Source organism: Rhizobium sp. P1_B8 (assembly GCF_056406515.1).
Genome location: NZ_JBFTZZ010000004.1, coordinates 14,863 through 31,305 on the forward strand (window position 1 = coordinate 14,863; position 16,443 = coordinate 31,305).

Annotated in this window: 17 protein-coding genes and 1 pseudogene; 9 read left to right on the forward strand and 9 right to left on the reverse strand. The window is 62.4% G+C overall.

All coding sequences use genetic code 11. The features are described from left to right. The first annotated feature begins 147 nt into the window (after window positions 1-147). The 4 genes from AC1D2N_RS06910 to AC1D2N_RS06925 all read left to right on the forward strand — a co-directional run bounded on the left by AC1D2N_RS06910 (window position 148) and on the right by AC1D2N_RS06925 (window position 4,632). On the forward strand, window positions 148-1,425 hold the full coding sequence (locus tag AC1D2N_RS06910; protein WP_130651631.1) for an alpha/beta hydrolase: 1,278 nt from the start codon (window positions 148-150) through the stop codon (window positions 1,423-1,425). 183 nt (window positions 1,426-1,608) lie between these two features. Further along, the gene (locus AC1D2N_RS06915) at window positions 1,609-2,859 is read left to right on the forward strand and encodes an NAD(P)/FAD-dependent oxidoreductase (RefSeq protein ID WP_130651632.1); all 1,251 of its coding nucleotides are present in this window, start codon (window positions 1,609-1,611) and stop codon (window positions 2,857-2,859) included. Window positions 2,860-2,868: 9 nt separating this feature from the next. Next, window positions 2,869-3,579, forward strand: coding sequence for an SDR family oxidoreductase (locus AC1D2N_RS06920; protein ID WP_047617166.1), 711 nt, complete (start codon window positions 2,869-2,871; stop codon window positions 3,577-3,579). Window positions 3,580-3,594: 15 nt separating this feature from the next. Further along, entirely contained in the window at window positions 3,595-4,632 is a 1,038-nt protein-coding gene (locus AC1D2N_RS06925) for a 4-hydroxyproline epimerase (RefSeq protein ID WP_047617163.1), read from the forward strand. Window positions 4,633-4,881: 249 nt separating this feature from the next. Here the strand turns inward: AC1D2N_RS06925 and AC1D2N_RS06930 are convergent, their stop codons facing one another. Continuing rightward, window positions 4,882-5,565 (reverse strand): TetR/AcrR family transcriptional regulator, encoded by a 684-nt coding sequence (locus AC1D2N_RS06930; protein WP_130651633.1) that lies wholly within the window; start codon window positions 5,563-5,565, stop codon window positions 4,882-4,884. Between the two features lie 81 nt (window positions 5,566-5,646). Between AC1D2N_RS06930 and AC1D2N_RS06935 the strand changes: the two genes are divergently transcribed. Beyond that, complete coding sequence (locus AC1D2N_RS06935) at window positions 5,647-6,387, forward strand: SDR family NAD(P)-dependent oxidoreductase (protein WP_130651634.1); 741 nt, start codon at window positions 5,647-5,649, stop codon at window positions 6,385-6,387. A 75-nt stretch (window positions 6,388-6,462) separates the two neighbouring features. On the opposite strand, the gene AC1D2N_RS06940 is transcribed toward AC1D2N_RS06935, so the two are convergent. The 8 genes and pseudogenes from AC1D2N_RS06940 to AC1D2N_RS06975 form a co-directional block, all read right to left on the reverse strand. Then, entirely contained in the window at window positions 6,463-6,843 is a 381-nt protein-coding gene (locus AC1D2N_RS06940; protein WP_130651635.1) for a TfoX/Sxy family protein, read from the reverse strand. After that, window positions 6,836-7,198: a nuclear transport factor 2 family protein gene (locus AC1D2N_RS06945; protein WP_130651636.1), complete on the reverse strand. Its 363-nt coding sequence runs from the start codon at window positions 7,196-7,198 to the stop codon at window positions 6,836-6,838. The genes AC1D2N_RS06940 and AC1D2N_RS06945 overlap by 8 nt, the downstream gene beginning before the upstream one ends. Then, window positions 7,195-7,776, reverse strand: coding sequence for a TetR/AcrR family transcriptional regulator (locus tag AC1D2N_RS06950; protein ID WP_047617150.1), 582 nt, complete (start codon window positions 7,774-7,776; stop codon window positions 7,195-7,197). The genes AC1D2N_RS06945 and AC1D2N_RS06950 overlap by 4 nt, the downstream gene beginning before the upstream one ends. Before the next feature lie 242 nt (window positions 7,777-8,018). Next, entirely contained in the window at window positions 8,019-8,864 is an 846-nt protein-coding gene (locus AC1D2N_RS06955) for a putative bifunctional diguanylate cyclase/phosphodiesterase (RefSeq protein WP_477981084.1), read from the reverse strand. A gap of 21 nt (window positions 8,865-8,885) precedes the next feature. Beyond that, window positions 8,886-9,566: pseudogene (locus AC1D2N_RS06960) on the reverse strand (diguanylate cyclase domain-containing protein); the annotation flags it as partial. 338 nt (window positions 9,567-9,904) lie between these two features. Continuing rightward, window positions 9,905-10,579, reverse strand: coding sequence for a hypothetical protein (locus tag AC1D2N_RS06965; RefSeq protein ID WP_130651638.1), 675 nt, complete (start codon window positions 10,577-10,579; stop codon window positions 9,905-9,907). A 219-nt stretch (window positions 10,580-10,798) separates the two neighbouring features. Then, window positions 10,799-11,275 carry an RbsD/FucU family protein gene (locus tag AC1D2N_RS06970; RefSeq protein ID WP_130651639.1) on the reverse strand — a complete coding sequence of 159 codons (477 nt, stop codon included), beginning with the start codon at window positions 11,273-11,275 and terminating at the stop codon, window positions 10,799-10,801. Further along, on the reverse strand, window positions 11,259-12,506 hold the full coding sequence (locus AC1D2N_RS06975; RefSeq protein WP_018447702.1) for an ROK family transcriptional regulator: 1,248 nt from the start codon (window positions 12,504-12,506) through the stop codon (window positions 11,259-11,261). Before AC1D2N_RS06975 ends, AC1D2N_RS06970 begins: the two co-directional genes overlap by 17 nt. Before the next feature lie 227 nt (window positions 12,507-12,733). On the opposite strand from AC1D2N_RS06975, the gene AC1D2N_RS06980 reads away from it, so the two are divergent. The 4 genes from AC1D2N_RS06980 to AC1D2N_RS06995 all read left to right on the forward strand — a co-directional run bounded on the left by AC1D2N_RS06980 (window position 12,734) and on the right by AC1D2N_RS06995 (window position 16,387). Continuing rightward, window positions 12,734-13,753, forward strand: a complete 1,020-nt coding sequence (locus AC1D2N_RS06980) for a sugar ABC transporter substrate-binding protein (RefSeq protein ID WP_003556143.1) — start codon at window positions 12,734-12,736, stop codon at window positions 13,751-13,753. Between the two features lie 155 nt (window positions 13,754-13,908). Continuing rightward, window positions 13,909-14,973 carry an ABC transporter permease gene (locus AC1D2N_RS06985; protein WP_012755861.1) on the forward strand — a complete coding sequence of 355 codons (1,065 nt, stop codon included), beginning with the start codon at window positions 13,909-13,911 and terminating at the stop codon, window positions 14,971-14,973. A gap of 2 nt (window positions 14,974-14,975) precedes the next feature. Beyond that, complete coding sequence (locus tag AC1D2N_RS06990; protein WP_018244589.1) at window positions 14,976-15,758, forward strand: ATP-binding cassette domain-containing protein; 783 nt, start codon at window positions 14,976-14,978, stop codon at window positions 15,756-15,758. Continuing rightward, window positions 15,755-16,387, forward strand: coding sequence for a nucleoside triphosphate hydrolase (locus tag AC1D2N_RS06995; protein ID WP_018447701.1), 633 nt, complete (start codon window positions 15,755-15,757; stop codon window positions 16,385-16,387). Before AC1D2N_RS06990 ends, AC1D2N_RS06995 begins: the two co-directional genes overlap by 4 nt. The last annotated feature ends 56 nt before the right edge of the window (window positions 16,388-16,443 follow it).

A 16,443-nucleotide genomic window follows, 5' to 3' on the forward strand; every position in this document is an offset into this window, starting at 1 on the left:
AAGTTTCAGGCGCAATTCCAGCAAAAGCGCGCAGCGGTTCTCACAGGAAAGCTCTTGTCCACCTCCCGCGGTTTGACTCGGCAAGCCTCGTCGGACTATTTGAACGGGCGCCGCCTGTCCGGTGCGTGAACCGATTGGAGTTTGGTCATGATCGGCAAAAGGCGCGCCCCGCGCGCGGCCCTGACAGGTCTTCTGGTTGCAACGATGGTGCTCGCCGGCTGCGGCGGCAGGCCGGTCGGTGTCATGCAGGCGGCCGGCACCGTCGCCCCGGGCACCTCCAAGGTCGATCTTCTCGTCGCCACGACGCGCGCTGCCGACGACAATCCCGCCGTGCTTTTCTCCGGTGAGCGCGGCACTGGCCTCGCCGTCAATGCCGTCGATGTCTCCATTCCGCCGGAAGCCAATCGCAAGGTCGGCCAGGTGCAATGGCCAAGCCGCCTGCCGGCCGATCCGCTGCGCGACTTCGTCACCATTTCGGTCGATCCGCTGGACGGCGAGCGGGCCGGCGAGACCTGGCTGAAGACCCATATGCCGAAGAGCCGCCGCGTGCTGGTCTTCGTCCACGGCTTCAACAATCGTTATGAGGATGCCGTCTACCGCTTCGCCCAGATCGTCCATGATTCGCATGCCGACGTCGCCCCGGTCGTCTTCACCTGGCCGTCGCGCGGCAGCATCTTCGATTATAATTACGACAAGGAAAGCACCAACTATTCCCGCGACGCGCTGGAGGAATTGTTGACCCGCACCGCCGCCAATCCCGCCGTCAGCGACGTCACCATCATGGCCCATTCGATGGGCACCTGGCTCACCGTCGAAGCGTTGCGGCAAATGGCGATCCGCAATGGTCATGTCGCGTCGAAGATCAACAATGTCATCCTCGCTTCGCCGGATCTCGATGTCGACGTCTTCGGCCGCCAGTTCGCGAGCCTCGGCAAGGAAAGGCCGCACTTCACCATCTTCGTCTCGCAGGACGACCGGGCTTTGGCGCTGTCGCGGCGCATCTCCGGCAATGTCGACCGGCTCGGCCAGATCGATCCCTCCGTTGAACCCTATCGCAGCAAGCTCGAGGCGGCCGGCATCACCGTGCTTGACCTCACCAAGCTCAAGGGCGGCGACCGGCTGAACCACGGCAAGTTCGCCGAAAGCCCCGAAGTGGTGAAGCTGATCGGCGACCGGCTGATTGCCGGCCAGGCGATCACCGATTCCAATGTCGGGCTCGGCGAGGCCGTCGGCGCGGTGGCGATGGGCGCTGCCCAGACCGCCGGAAGTGCCGTCAGCGTCGCCGTCAGCACGCCGATTGCGATCTTCGATCCGCGCACCCGGCGCAACTACGACGCCCAGCTGAAGCGTCTCGGCCAGTCGATGAACAACACCGTCGGTTCGGTCGGCGACAGCGTCGGTGCCAGCCTGCCGGAAAGCCAGTAAAAATTCCACAGAGCAATTCCAGCAAAAGTGCACAGCGGTTTTGCGTTTCGGAATTGCGAAAACCAAAGAGATAGGGAATTTCCCGTAATTCGGAGAAAACGGAAATTCTCTAGGCATCGCATCTTGATGTGATATATCAGGCTCACGACGGCAATTCTGTCTGCCGTGCGATGGGTTGATGGCATGGCGGATGAGATGAAGAAGAGGGTAGCGGTCGTCGGCGCGGGCGTGATCGGCGCCTCGATCGCTTTCGAGCTGCAACGGCGCGGCCTTGAGGTGACGCTGATCGACAAGGGTGAGCCGGGCCGCGGTACCTCCTTCGGCAATATGGCGAGCATCGCGCTCGATTTTGCCGCCGGCTCCGGCCCTTCGACCTGGAAGAAGATCCCCGGCTGGCTGCTCGATCCGGAAGGTCCCGTCTGGCTGCGGCCCTCCTATGCCGCCAGGATGCTGCCCTGGTTCCTGCGTTTCCTCGCCGCCGGCCGGCCGTCGCGTCTCCGAGAGATCGAGGATGCCGGCATGAGCCTGTCCAACCGCGCGCTCGGCGATTTCAGGCAGATGCTCCAGGCGATCGGCGCACCCGAATTGATGACCGAGGAAGGTTGCCTGGCGATCTACGAGACCGAGGCCGAATTTGCCGCCGATCGCGGCCATCTAGTCATGATGCAGCGCTACGGCCTCGAATTCGAGGTTTTGAGCAACGGCGCCATCCAATATTACGAACCCACCCTGTCACCGGCGATCGCCAAAGCCGTGCTGCTTCCCGACAACAAGTCGATCCGCGACCCCTACAAGCTGGTGGTGAAACTCGCCGACGCCGCAAAGGCCGCGGGCACGACCTTCGTCTCCGGCACTGTGCGGAATATCGAGCGCAGGGGCGATGGCACGGCCGTCGTTCTCCTCGAGGATGGCAGGCGGATCGAGGTCGGTTCGGTGGTGCTTGCCGCCGGCGTCCACACCCGTTTCCTTGCCGAAAAGCTCGGCGAGCCGATCCCGCTCGAAACCGAGCGCGGCTATCACACGCAGATCATGAAGCCCGGCATCTCCATGCGTTATTCGGTGATCTGGCCGCATCGCGCCTTCATGGTGACGCCGACGGCGGGCGGCATCCGTGTCGGCGGCAATGTCGAGCTCGCCGGTCTCGATGCCGCGCCGGATTTCCGCCGTCCGCGGGTGCTGGTGCGCCATGCCCAGCGCGCGCTGCCCGGCCTGAAGGTCGAGGAGACGACGGAATGGATGGGTCATCGTCCGGCGCTGCCCGATACGATCCCGATCATTTCGCCGTCGTCGAAAATGCCCGGCGTTTTTTATGCGACTGGCCACGGCCATCTCGGCCTGACCTTTTCGGCAACGACAGCGCTCGTGATCGCCGATATGGTGACCGGGCTCAAACCATCCCTCGATGTGACCCCGTTCCGCATAGACCGCTATTAGGAGGCCCTCATGTCCGATACCAGTAAACCCGTAGCGCTGATCACCGGCGGCGGCCGCGGCATGGGCGAGGCGATCGCCCGCGAGCTCGCGGCGCAAGGCTATCAGCTGGCGTTGATGTCGCCGTCGGAAAGCTGTGAGAAGCTGGCGGCCGAACTTGGCGGCGTCGCCTCGCGCGGCGTGGCCGAAAAAGCCGAGGATCTCAAGACGATCTTCGACCTGACGATGAAGACCTATGGCCGCATCGACGCCGTCGTCAACCTGAGCGGTCACCCGCCGAAGGGCGACCTGCTCGATATTTCAGACGAGAACTGGACGCTCGGTTCCGACATGATGATCCTGTCGCTGGTGCGCATGGCCCGCCTGGTGACGCCGGTCATGCTGAAACAGGGCAAGGGCGCCTTCGTCAACATCACCACCTTCGCGGCCTACGAGCCGTCGCTGGTCTTCCCGGTTTCCTGCACCTATCGTGCCGCTGCCGGCGCCTTCACCAAGCTCTATTCCGATCGTTATGCGGCCGACAATATCCGCATGAACTGCATACTGCCGGGCTATATCGACAGTCTGAACCACAAGCCCGAGACCGCCGAGAAGGTCCCGATGAAGCGCATCGGCCATGTTGAGGAGATCGCCAAGACCGCGGCCTTCCTGCTCTCCGATGGCGCCGGGTATATCACCGGCCAGAATATTCGCGTCGATGGCGGCGTCACCCGTCACGTCTGATCTGGAGTTTTCGATATGAGATGGAAGCGCACGATCCAGTTGCTGGATGTCCACGCCGAAGGTGAGATCGGCCGCGTCGCGATCGGCGGCGTGCCGAAAATCCCGGGCGATACCATTGCCGCCCAGCTGCATTGGCTGAACACCGATCCGAAGGGTGATGAGCTCCGCCGCTTCCTTTGCCTGGAGCCGCGCGGCGCGCCCATCGGCTCGGTCAACCTGCTGCTTCCGGCACGGCACCCGGAGGCCGACGCCGCCTTCATCATCCTGCAACCCGACCAGGCGCATGCGAGTTCCGGCTCGAACTCGATCTGCGTCACCACCGCCTTGCTCGAATCCGGCATCGTCGAGATGAAAGAGCCGGAGACGATCGTCACCCTCGAAACCGCCGCCGGCCTGGTCAAGGCGACGGCGACCTGCCGCGACGGGCGCTGCGAAAAGGTCAGGCTCACCATGGTGCCCTCCTTCGTGCATGAGCTCGATGTCGCAATCGACACGCCGCATTGGGGAAAGATCAAGGCCGACATCAGCTACGGCGGCATCTTCTATGCGCTGGTCGATGTCGGCCAGATCGGTCTGACGATCGAGAAGGCCAATGCCGCCGGCCTCGTCCAGGCCGGCATGATCCTCAAGGAGCTGATCAACCGCGACATCAGGGTCGTCCATCCCGAGATCCCGGCGATCTCAGGCGTCGCCTATGTCATGTTCCGCGATACCGAAGCCGACGGCACGGTGCGCACCTGCACCACCATGTGGCCGGGCCGCGCCGACCGCTCGCCCTGCGGCACCGGCAACTCCGCCAATCTCGCCACGCTTTATGCCCGCGGCAAGGCCAAGGTCGGCGACGTCTTCACCTCGAAATCGATCATCGGCTCGGAATTCGAGGTCGGCCTCCAGGCAGTAACCGAGGTGGCCGGCCGCCCCGCCGTCATCCCCACCATCACCGGCCGCGGCTTCACCTTCGGCCTGACCCAGGTAGCCCTCGACCCCTTTGACCCGCATCCGAACGGTTTTGCGCTGACGGATGTCTGGGGACCGTCGGCGGGAGAGATTTGAGCGTTCAGGGCATGGTGCCGGAACTGTGAGGCGGGTTCCTGACGGTTCGCGCCGATGGCTGCCCCTCACCCTAACCCTCTCCCCGTAAACGGGGCGAGGGGACGTGCCCTGCGAGAGGCCAGTGGGGAACGGAGAGGTCGCGACATGTCCCCTTCCCCCGTTTACGGGGAGAAGGTGGCGGCAGCCGGATGAGGGGCAGTGGCACGCTCCAACGATCCTGCGAAGCCTCCGCGACCGACTGCCTAGAGGTTACGCATGATCGGCGTAAGTCTGCCTGCGCTCAGCACCCCCGGTTCGAGTGTCCCAACCCAGCATGGCCAGCTCGGCCACGGCCTCCAGTTCGCCACGGGTCGCTCCGTCGCGGGCCAGGATCGACATGCCGTTCTGAACGGTCTGGACGAAGCGGGCAAGCGCGTGGACGTCGGTCGAGACTGGAATTTCGCCTGCTGATATCGCCTGGTTCAGGCGCAGCTTCAGGCGCTCGAGCGTGACGGCGCGGGCGGCTCGCACGAGTTCGCCGAGTTCCACATGGCCCTCGCTGCCGACCGAAGAGAGCGCCACCATGCAGCCGCGGGGAATATCCACGACACAGCCGGTCAGGGCAGCGGCCGAATCCATCAGGAGCGACATCACCGCTTCACGGGCCGTGCCCGCGGAGAGGAAGCCTGCCCAGACGAGCGCCTCGTTGTTGTCGCGATAGTGGCGCAACGCCTCGGCATAGAGGGCCTCCTTCGAGCCGAATGCCGCGTAGAGACTCGGCGATCCGATCCCCATCGCCTCGGTGAGATCGGCGATCGAGGTCGCCTCGAAGCCCTTGATCCAGAACAGGCGGGTTGCCCGCGCCAAGGCTGTTTCCCGATCGAACACCCGCGGCCGCCCGCGACTGCGGGCAGGGGTTTTATCGACTTCCGAGATCTCATTCGATTTTTGCATCGATCATTATATAAACCCATTGACACCCCATCGCAACGTGCCTAGCTATTTATGTGTCGATCACTACAGAAAGAGAAGATCATGACAGAACTGGCTGGAAAGCGTGCCCTGGTAACAGGTGGCTCGCGTGGCATCGGTGCCGCCATCGCATTGGCGCTTGCCGACAAAGGCGCTGATGTCGCCATCACCTATGAGCGTTCGGCCGATCGCGCCGCCGAAATCGTCCGGGCGATCGAGCGCAAGGGCCGCAAAGCGCTTGCCATCCAGGCCGACAGCGCCGATCCGACAGCCGTGAAGCGCTCGGTCGACGAAGCGGCCCAGGCACTTGGCGGTCTCGACATTCTCGTCAACAATGCCGCAATCGCGCTTTACGGTGCGATCGCCGACGTCAGCGTCGAGCAGATCGATGCGCTGCTGGACGTCAATGTGCGGTCGCCCTTGCTCGCTTCGCAGGCCGCGATTCCCTATCTGCAGGCGGGCGGCCGCGTCATCACGATCGGCTCGGTCGGCGCCGAACGCATCGTCGGTGATACCGGTACGGTCTATTTCATGACAAAATCCGCGCTCCACTCGTTTACCCGCGGCCTCGCGCGGGAACTCGGATCTCGCGATATCACCGTAAACCTCGTCCAGCCGGGTTCGACCGACACCGATATGAATCCCGCAGACGGCGACTTCGCCGACTTCCAGCGCGCCCTCATCCCACTTGGCCGTTATGGCGAGCCGGAAGATGTGGCGGCCGCTGTGGCTTTCCTCGCAAGCCCTGCTGCAAGGCACATCACCGGAACCATTCTCACAGTGGATGGCGGCCTGAACACCTGAATCGGGAGGTGTTGCTTCCGGCCCTCAAAAGACAGGGGGACCGACAGATGTCGGCCCTTCTTTCTCACTTATGCATTAGCCAAACGGGGTGACGGCCAGGATCGTGTCGGAGAGCCTGTGGCCGGGCGTGGGGGTCGCGTGCAATGCGCGCTCCGCGTAGCTGTGCAGCAGCGCAGGGTCGTCGATCACATGTGCCGGGACGGCGTAGTAGCGGCGAACCGTCACCTCCCTGCCGGCAGCGCGGTAGCTGAACGGTTCGGAGCCATCTGCCTCGAACTCCGCGCGCATCGCTTCGTCGACGCGGAGATACAGCGTGCCCATCATGACGAACCCGAACTGCGCGCCGTTTCGGACCAGGGCGGATCCGCCGAAGAATCGCCTGATATCGATGCAGCCGGCTGGGGCGATCTGGCTGGCAAAGTCGAGCGCCAGCCCGCGTGTCGCCTCGCTAGTCATGGTGCTGCTCCGCCAGAAGATCGAAGAAGCCGGTGATCGCGCCGAACCGGCCATCGGAAATCACCCCGAAACTCGTGCCGGTCTGCAAGACCCTCTCGTCTTCGTGGCGCAGTGCCCAGCGCGCCAGAGAGCGGTCATTATGGTGGAGAACGCTCAATATCTTGAACCGGCCTCCCGGCATGCTCTCCTTGAAGCCCGCCATATAAGCCGAGAGACCGGCTCGCCCCGCGATCGCTCCATTCGGGTCGCAATAGGTCACCTCGTCAGCGAGGCAAGCCAGCATTTCCGGCTCGCGAGCGTCAGCGTCCAGCGACCAGATGGCTGCATATCGATTCCAGAGTGCCTCAGGTGTCATGACATCGTCTCCAGTTGATTGAATTCATCTTCTATCGCCTGCCGCAGGCCGGCCTTGTCATCGCCACCGCGAATGAGCACGAGGAGTCCCTGATAGAAGGCCAGAAGGCGGGTGGCTGTCCTGTTCGCCTTGGCTCCGTCACCGTCTCGAGCGATGGTCGGCACTTCGGTCAGCCTCGAGCGGAATGTGGTACGAAGGAGGCCGAGCGCCGCTTCGACACGGGGATGCGGATTGACGCCGCCGCCGAATTCCACCGCCATATTGGTGATCAGGCAGCCAAGGGAGCCATCGTCGGGCTCATGCAGGAGCGACAGGAACAATTCGCGCAACCCTTGAAGCCCGCTTCCTGGCGGCGCAAACCGCTCGATCCGTCCCTCCAGCACCGTTCGGTGGTAATGTTCGAACGCTGCGTCGAAGAGGCCGGCCTTGTCGCCGAAGGCGTGATAGATGCTTCCGCCCTTGAGCCCCGTCGCCTCCTCGAGGTCTCGGATTGATGCAGCTTGATAGCCCTGCTTGCGAAAGATGTGCATCGCCCCCGTCAGCACCGCCTGCTCATCGAATTCCCGCGTTCGGCCCATCGTCGCTCCGATTCTTTATCGATTGTTCTAGAATGACCGATAAAGAATTCAAACGCAACTGCCTCAGTGACTTTCGGCGAAATTCTCGCCGGCCGACCTCGGTCATCCCAAGCGCGTGGGTATCCATCGCTTAAGGTTTAGGATGATGTTTCGGTGGAATGGCCGGTCGGCCAGGTGGACGGCGCTTGTTCGACGACAGCCTCCAGCATCTCCAGGCTGAACCCGACATACCGCGGCCCCCATCAACCGCGCTGCAAAACTCTGGCGCTGACCTGACCTGTGGCAAGCTTCTCGGCCGGCGCTGGCCTGCCAAGCAGATACCCTTGGCCGATGTCGCAACCCAGGTCCTGAAGCCGCTGAAGCTGGCTCTCCTCTTCGATGCCTTCGGCGGTTATCGTCACGCCAAGTCCCACACCGAGAGCGATGATCGCCTTGATCACCTTGTCTTGCTTATCATCGGTCTCGAATGAAGAGACGAAACTCCTGTCGATCTTGATCTTGTCGAACCGGTAGTTGGATAGTTGTGAGAGGCTGGAATATCCTGTTCCAAAGTCGTCGAGAGCAATCCTGACGCCCGCGTTCACCAGATCGTCGAGGACGATTCGTGCCGTGACAGCGTCCTGGATGATGGCGCTCTCCGTCACCTCCAGCTCGACCCTGTGCGCCGGCAGACCGACATCGCCCAATATCTTGAGAATTCGCAGGCCCAGTAACCGGTCGCTTAGTTGGATCGGAGAAAGGTTGAATGACAGGACAAGCTCATTTGGCCAGGAAAGCGCATCGGTGCAGGCGTGGCGAAGCAGTTGGTCTGTCAATTCGACGATCAGACCGGCTTCCTCTGCCACCGGAATGAATTCGTTCGGTGGGATGAATTCGCCGGAGGCCGTCTTCCAGCGCGCCAGGGCCTCGAAGCCGATAATCCGATTCGTCTTCAGGTCTACGAGCGGTTGATAGTAGGGAACGATCTCGGCCTTCTTGATGGCTGCTCTCAGATCAGCTTCCACTCGAATCCGCTTTGCCAACTCGTCCTGCATCGAAGCCACGAAGGGCTTCACCAGATTGCGCCCCTGCTTTTTCGCGACATACATCGCACAGTCCGAATGTCGAATGACTTGACTGAGGTCATCGCCGTTCTCCGGATAAAGCGCGAAGCCGACACTGGCGCCGAGGTCGACGGCGACACCATTGAATGTGAACGGCTTGCCGATCAAAGTCACTATGCGGTTCCCCAACGCGACAAGATCGGGATTTCCGGTGCGCCGTGCCAGAACAACGAACTCGTCTCCGCCAAGGCGGAAAACGTGCTCGCGGGGAAAGAGGGAAGAGAGCCGCTGGGCAACAGTCTTCAGCACCGCATCACCGTGATCGTGCCCGAGGAGATCATTGACCTTCTTGAAGCCGTCGAGATCGATGCTGAACACGACGTAGGTTTCTTGTGCCCTTTGATCGGTCATCGCCTGCGCGCATACGGAATCCAGAAACCTGCGGTTAGGCAGTTCGGTCAGCGTGTCGTGACAGGCGATCCAGTCTACGTTCTTTTCGGCCTGCAGCCGGCGATTGACCTCCCTCGAAAGATCCCGGATCCTCAGCGCGGAATAAATGAGCCCGAGAAACCCGGAGATATTAAGGGCGAGGAGCGCATGGTCCAGCGGATAGTCATGATGCTTTTCGATGAATCCATCCAGCCCTTCATGCCATTGGAAGAGCCAAGACAGGCAGAAGAGAAGCAGGAAGATCGCGAGCCAGGCAACGATCTCCATCTGCGGTCTGGTTGGTTGGATGCGAGGCATATGAACAGGCTCCTGTTGTGTGAAGAGCCGTCATGGCCAGTTTGCTACGCTCGTATCAGCGAATGCCGACGACGGATGGCGCAACGTCACGGCATCGGCGGTCCCAGGCCGTGATCGAAGACCGCCTCAATTCATTCGGGCGGAATTAAGAGGGCCGATATCGCAGTGGCTGATGAAGCCGCGCAGCACCGACAAATCCCAAAGATCGTGCGCTTGGTAGGTTAATGGTGGGTTGCCTTTGCGAAGGCACGGGAGTTTCGCTGCGCACAATGGATATCTTTGCCGTAAATCGGATGAGGATTCGGTTCCTGTCCATCGGTCGCGCATCCCGGAGCCGATCAACCTGCCAGCATCGTATCCGCCAGGCTGTAGCAGTGGCTCGCCTGATAGGCGTTCCGGCCCCGGTTCATGTGCGTCACATTGAAAGTCCGAATGGCGCGCAAGATGCGGCGCTCCGCGAGGAATTTGCGGATCGAGGCCGAGCCCCGCACATTGATGCCGAAAATGTCCTCGCCGCGCGGAAAAAAGTAACCGACGTCTTCGGGCGTCGTGACGCAGTGCTCGAGAAAAGCCGCGTCCACATCGCCCTGCGCGGGTGAATGGTCGGTGGTGAAATGCGAAAGATGCACCAGGAATCGTGCACGCAGCCCTTCGCCGTCGGCGTAGAGCGTGAAAAGCTCCATCCAGCTCGCATTAACGCGGACGAGCGGCTTGTCGGAAGTCGAGGGCAGACAGGAAACTGACCAGTAGTGACGCTCGGTCTTGCGCGGGATGGGGATGCAGGTCTGCCCGTATACCCCGAGAATTTCCAGAACGTCTTGCGCCTGCGGGCGACGAAGCAGCTTCTGGAACCGCGCGACGTACTTGAACCGCTGTTCCAGGGACTCCAAACGCTCTTCGGCGTCGATCAAGTCCGCCTCGCCTTCTATCCAATCCCGCTGCTGCTCAGGATCCAGAAACTTGCGCAGGCCGGTGGTGCTGCGACGAGGGGTCGTGCTTATGTCAGGTGCCATGCGAGATCCGTCTTCTCATCGCTTCACCGGCCTGATCCCGCGACGTCGGCTCCTGGTGGTGAGGCGCCGTTCGCAGCCGAGCGGTTTGCCGGCGCGGTGGACCAACGCACCGGCCGCACAATAACATCCATCGAACGAATGGCGAAGACTGCCTTCAGCCGGCCCGAAAGCCAAAGCCTGCCGACGACCAAACCGCTGCGCACTTTTGCCGGAATTGTTCTAGTAAACGAACGGATCGACCCCGGCCGCCGCATGGGTGCCCGGCTCTTTCGGATAGATCACGCCCTTGCGCAGGATGATGTTGGCATAGAGCCTGGGCTCGCCGGTCTGGACCACCGCATGGGCGGTCTTCACCCTTCCGTAGAAATCCTGGCCGATCAGCGGCACCACCTGCCGGTGCGGCTCATGGCGGGCGCAGCAGTCGATCATCTCCTCATGCACGGGATCGAGCTTGTCGCGCTCGGCCTTGACGGTCGAGCGGAAGATCGCCTCCGCCACGAAATCGTCGATCGGCAGCACGCTGAGCACGGCATTGAGGACCGGGATGAGGTGGTGGCCGTCGAGCCGGATCAGCCGGCGGGCATGTTCGACGCCGGGATAATTGCCGTCGACGATGGCGATCTCGTCGCCGTGGCCCATGGCGCGAAGCGTAAAAAGCAGCTCCGGGCTCAACAGCGGATCAAGTCCTTTCAGCATGGTCTACCTCCTTGAAGAGTACGTTCTGGTCGGTGAGGTAACGCGCGAAGATCGGCAGGCTGGCGCCGCCGATGGCGCGCGCCTGCGCGCCGACCGCGCCCTCGATGATTTCGGGCATGACGACGCCCTGCAGGTCGAGCTTGGCCGCTTCGTCGATGGTGGCCTGCACCACCCGGCTGCGCACCCAATCGGGAAAGCCGCCGTCGATGACAGCCGCGCTGAAATCGACGATCGAGGCGGCCGCAACGATCGCCTGCGCCAGCGCCTTGGCGCTATCCTGGATCCAGGCTTCCATCGGCTCGCCGAAATCCACCCAGCCGTCGGCCGAATACCAGAGCGGCTCGGGATCGATGCCGCGCTCGCGCAGCATGTTTTCGAGCACGAAAATCGAGGCGATTTCAAGCAACTGCATCGTCTCGCCGTTCTTGCCGCGCACAGGCAGCGGCCCGATCGCGCCTGCCGTGCCGGTGCGGCCGGAAAAGATCGCCGAATTCAGGACGATGCCGCCGCCGATGAAGGAGCCGATGAAGAAATAGACGAAATCCGGATAGGACGGTCCGACGCCGAAGACGAGCTCGGCGCCGCAGGCGCTGGTCGCATCGTTCTGCATGAAGACCGGATGCGAGACACGCGCGGCGATGTCGGCCTGCAGGTCGACGTCGCGCCAAACCTCCATGGCGCCTGGCGGCGCACCCACCTCTTCGGCCCAGTTCCAGAGCTCGAAGGGGGCGGCGATGCCGAGGCCGGCGATGCGGCCGCGCTGCTTGTCGTCGAGCCGGTCTTCGAGCTCCCGGATGCCCGAGGTGACGAAGGCGAGGATTTCATCCGGCAGCGGATAGGCATAGGTTCGGTGCAGCTGCATGCGGATGCGGCCGACGAAATCCATCAGCACCAGATCGGCGCTGCGCCGGCCCATCTTCAAGCCGAAGGAATAGACGGCATCCGGATTGATATGCATCGGGATCGACGGCTGGCCGACACGGCCGCGCACCGGTTCCCCGCGCGACAACAGCCCTTCCTTCTCCAGCACCCGCATGATGACGGAGACGGTCTGCGCCGACAGCCCGCTGCGGCGCGCGATATCGGCCTTCGACAGCGCGCCGTAGAGACGCACCAGCGACAGCACGAGCCGTTCGTTATAGGCGCGCACCCTGACCTGGTTCGCACCGCCGGCCGGATTCAGAATTGGTGGCGGAACCGGTGTGTGTTCCGGTCCTTCCAAGGACGACATGGCCGCTCCTCCCGATTGTTGGCCTATGCCCTAATTCGATTGAGCATGCCACATCGAATTAATAATTCAATTGGATTTATTTATTGACAAGCCGATTTCTTTTCGCTCTTAATTGCCGTCGTCAAGGGCACGGGACCGCTGGGAGGCGTTAGCGATCCACGGCGAAGTGCTATATCTTAAATTCCGGCCCCGCAGGGGCGGCGCCGGCAAACTCTGGGAGGAGTTCCATGAAGAAATCTGTTCTCGCTTTCGGCGCGCTCGCGCTTGGTGTCACCTTTTCCGCTCCGGTCATGGCGGCTGACGTTGCTGCCTGCCTCATCACCAAGACCGACACCAACCCCTTCTTCGTCAAGATGAAGGAAGGTGCGACCGCCAAGGCCAAGGAACTCGGCGTCTCGCTGAAGTCTTATGCCGGCAAGGTCGACGGTGACAGCGAAAGCCAGGTGGCCGCGATCGAAAGCTGCATTGCCGACGGCGCAAAGGGCATCCTGATTGCTGCTTCCGACACCAAGGGCATCGTGTCTTCGGTCAAGAAGGCCCGTGATGCCGGCCTGCTGGTCATCGCTCTCGACACACCGCTCGAGCCGGCCGATGCCGCCGACGCTACCTTCGCCACCGACAACCTGCTCGCCGGCAAGCTGATCGGCCAGTGGGCCAAGGAAACGATGGGCGACAAGGCCAAGGATGCCAAGGTCGGCTTCCTCGACCTGACCCCGTCGCAGCCGACGGTCGACGTTCTGCGCGACCAGGGCTTCATGATGGGCTTCGGCATCGATCCGAAGGATCCGAACAAGATCGGCGACGAGGATGATGCTCGTATCGTCGGTCATGACGTGACCAACGGCAATGAAGAAGGCGGCCGCAAGGCCATGGAAAACCTTCTGCAGAAGGATCCGAGCATCAACGTCATCCACACGATCAATGAGCCGGCCGCTGTCGGCGCCTATCAGGCGCTGAAGGCCGTCGGCATGGAAAAGAACGTGCTGATCGTCTCGGTCGACGGCGGTTGCCCGGGCGTGAAGTCGGTCAAGGAAGGCGTCATCGGCGCCACCTCGCAGCAATATCCGCTGATGATGGCAGCCCTTGGCGTCGAAGCGATCAAGAAGTTCGCCGACAGCGGTGAAAAGCCGAAGCCGACCGAAGGCAAGTCCTTCTACGACACCGGCGTCTCGCTCGTCACCGACAAGCCGGTCTCCGGCGTCAAGTCGATCGACACCAAGGAAGGCACGGACAAGTGCTGGGGCTGAGCCCCGATTGCTGAAAGCAGAGCGGCCGGGGCTTGATCCCCGGCCGTTTTCGACGGACGATGTGCCGTCGCCTCACGAACCGGCTAATCAAAGACCGGATGGATATCGGTGACGGCCCCCGCGCGAGTTCGGCGCGCGGATGCGGAGGAGGAACCATGACCGGAACACAGGAATTCGAACGTGTCCTCGACGGCAGCGACAAGAGCGTTGCCTCCTTCGAGCACGAGAAAGTCTCGCTGATCAAGCGCGCGCAGCATTTTCTGCACTCGACGCCGGCCGCCGTGCCGCTGATCGTGCTGGTGCTGGCGATCGTCATCTTCGGGATCACCATCGGCGGACGGTTCTTCTCGTCCTATACGCTGACGCTGATCCTGCAGCAGATCGCCATCGTCGGTATTCTCGGCGCCGCCCAGACGCTGGTCATCCTGACCGCCGGCATCGATCTTTCGATCGGCGTCATCATGGTGATCTCGGCCGTCATCATGGGCAATGTCGCCATCACCTACGGCATACCGACACCGATCGCGGTCGCAGCCGGCATGCTTGTCGGCGGCCTTTGCGGATTGCTGAACGGCTTCCTCGTCGCCTACATGAAACTGCCGCCCTTCATCGTCACGCTCGGCACCTGGAACATCGTCATGGCGACGAATTTCATCTATTCCGCCAATGAGACGATCCGCGATACCGACGTCGACGAAAAGGCGCCGCTGCTGCATCTTTTCGCCGTGAGCTTCAAGCTCGGCAGCGCCGTGCTCACCCTCGGCGTCATCGCCATGGTGCTGCTCGTCTTGGTGCTCTGGTATGTCCTCAATCACACCGCCTGGGGCCGGCATGTCTATGCCGTCGGCGACGATCCGGAGGCAGCCAAGCTCTCGGGCATTCAGACCAAGAAGGTGCTGCTGACCGTTTATGCCATCTCAGGCGTCATTGCCGGCTTGGCCGCCTGGGTCTCGATCGGACGCAACGGCTCGATCTCTCCGTCTTCGGCCGTCACCGATTTTAACCTCCAGGCGATCACCGCGACTGTGATCGGCGGCATCTCGCTGTTCGGCGGCCGCGGCTCCATTCTCGGCACGCTCTTCGGTGCCATGATCGTCGGCGTCGTCTCGATGGGCCTCAACATGCTCGGCGCCGACCCGCAATGGAAAGTCCTTTTGACAGGCGTGCTGATCATCGCCGCCGTCGCCATCGATCAGTGGATCAGAAAGGTTTCGGTGTAATCATGGCTCGCGAACCCCTTCTCACCGCCCGCGGTCTCGTCAAGCGCTATGGCCGCGTGACCGCGCTCGACAATGCCGATTTCGACCTCTATCCGGGTGAAATTCTCGCCGTCATCGGCGATAACGGCGCCGGCAAGTCCTCGCTGATCAAGGCGATATCGGGAGCCGTCACCCCGGACGAGGGGGTGATTACCCTTGAAGGCCGGCAGGTGCAGTTCCGCTCGCCGATGGAAGCGCGCGAGGCCGGCATCGAGACCGTCTATCAGAATCTCGCTTTGTCGCCGGCGCTGTCGATCGCCGACAACATGTTCCTCGGCCGCGAGATCCGCAAACCGGGCGTGCTCGGCTCCATGTTCCGCATGCTCGACCGGCCGGCCATGGAAAAGCTGGCGCGCAACAAGCTGTCCGAACTCGGCCTGATGACCATCCAGAACATCAACCAGGCGGTGGAAACGCTCTCCGGCGGTCAGCGCCAGGGTGTCGCGGTCGCCCGCGCCGCCGCCTTCGGCTCGAAGGTCATCATCATGGACGAACCGACGGCAGCCCTTGGCGTCAAGGAAAGCCGCCGCGTGCTGGAGCTGATCCTCGATGTCAGGGCCCGCGGCCTGCCGATCGTGCTGATCTCCCACAACATGCCGCATGTCTTCGAAGTGGCCGACCGGATCCATATCCACCGTCTCGGCCGGCGGCTGACGGTGATCGATCCCAAGGAATACACCATGTCCGACGCCGTCGCCTTTATGACCGGCGCCAAGGCGGTGCCGACGGAGCCCGTCGCGGCATGACGGCACGCATCGACGAAATCGCCGGCGCAGTTCTTGACCGCGCCGGCCATTCCAAACGTTTCCTGGTCGCCATCGCCGGACCGCCGGGTGCCGGCAAATCCACCATGGCCGACAACCTGGCGGAAGCGCTGAAAGCCAGGGGCGAAAGTGCCGAAGTCCTGCCGATGGATGGCTTCCACATGGACAACGCCATCCTGATCGAACGCGGCCTGCTGGCGCGCAAGGGGATCCCGGAGACCTTCGACGTTCGTGGTTTCCTCGATATCATCCGCGCCGTCAGGTTGGCCGATCAGGAGGTTCTGGTGCCGGTCTTCGACCGCTCGCGTGAACTCGCCATCGCCTCGGCCCGCCCTGTTTCCCCCGATCACCGCTTCATCATCGTCGAGGGCAATTACCTGCTCTTTTCGCTCGGCAAATGGGCCGAACTCGAAGGCGTCTTCGACTTTTCGATCATGCTGGCGCCGCCGATCGAGGTGCTCGAGGAGAGGCTGTGGGCGCGCTGGCGCGGTTATAAGCTCACCGAAGAGGCCGCCAGCGCCAAGGTCTACGGCAATGACCTGCCGAACGGCCGGCTGATCCTCGAAAACCGCCGCCCGGCCGATGTGACGCTGGAGATCGCGCTGGCGTGATGCCGCGCGACATTCACGAAAAAAAGAGCTAAAGCGCGTCGCATGATTCAATTTCA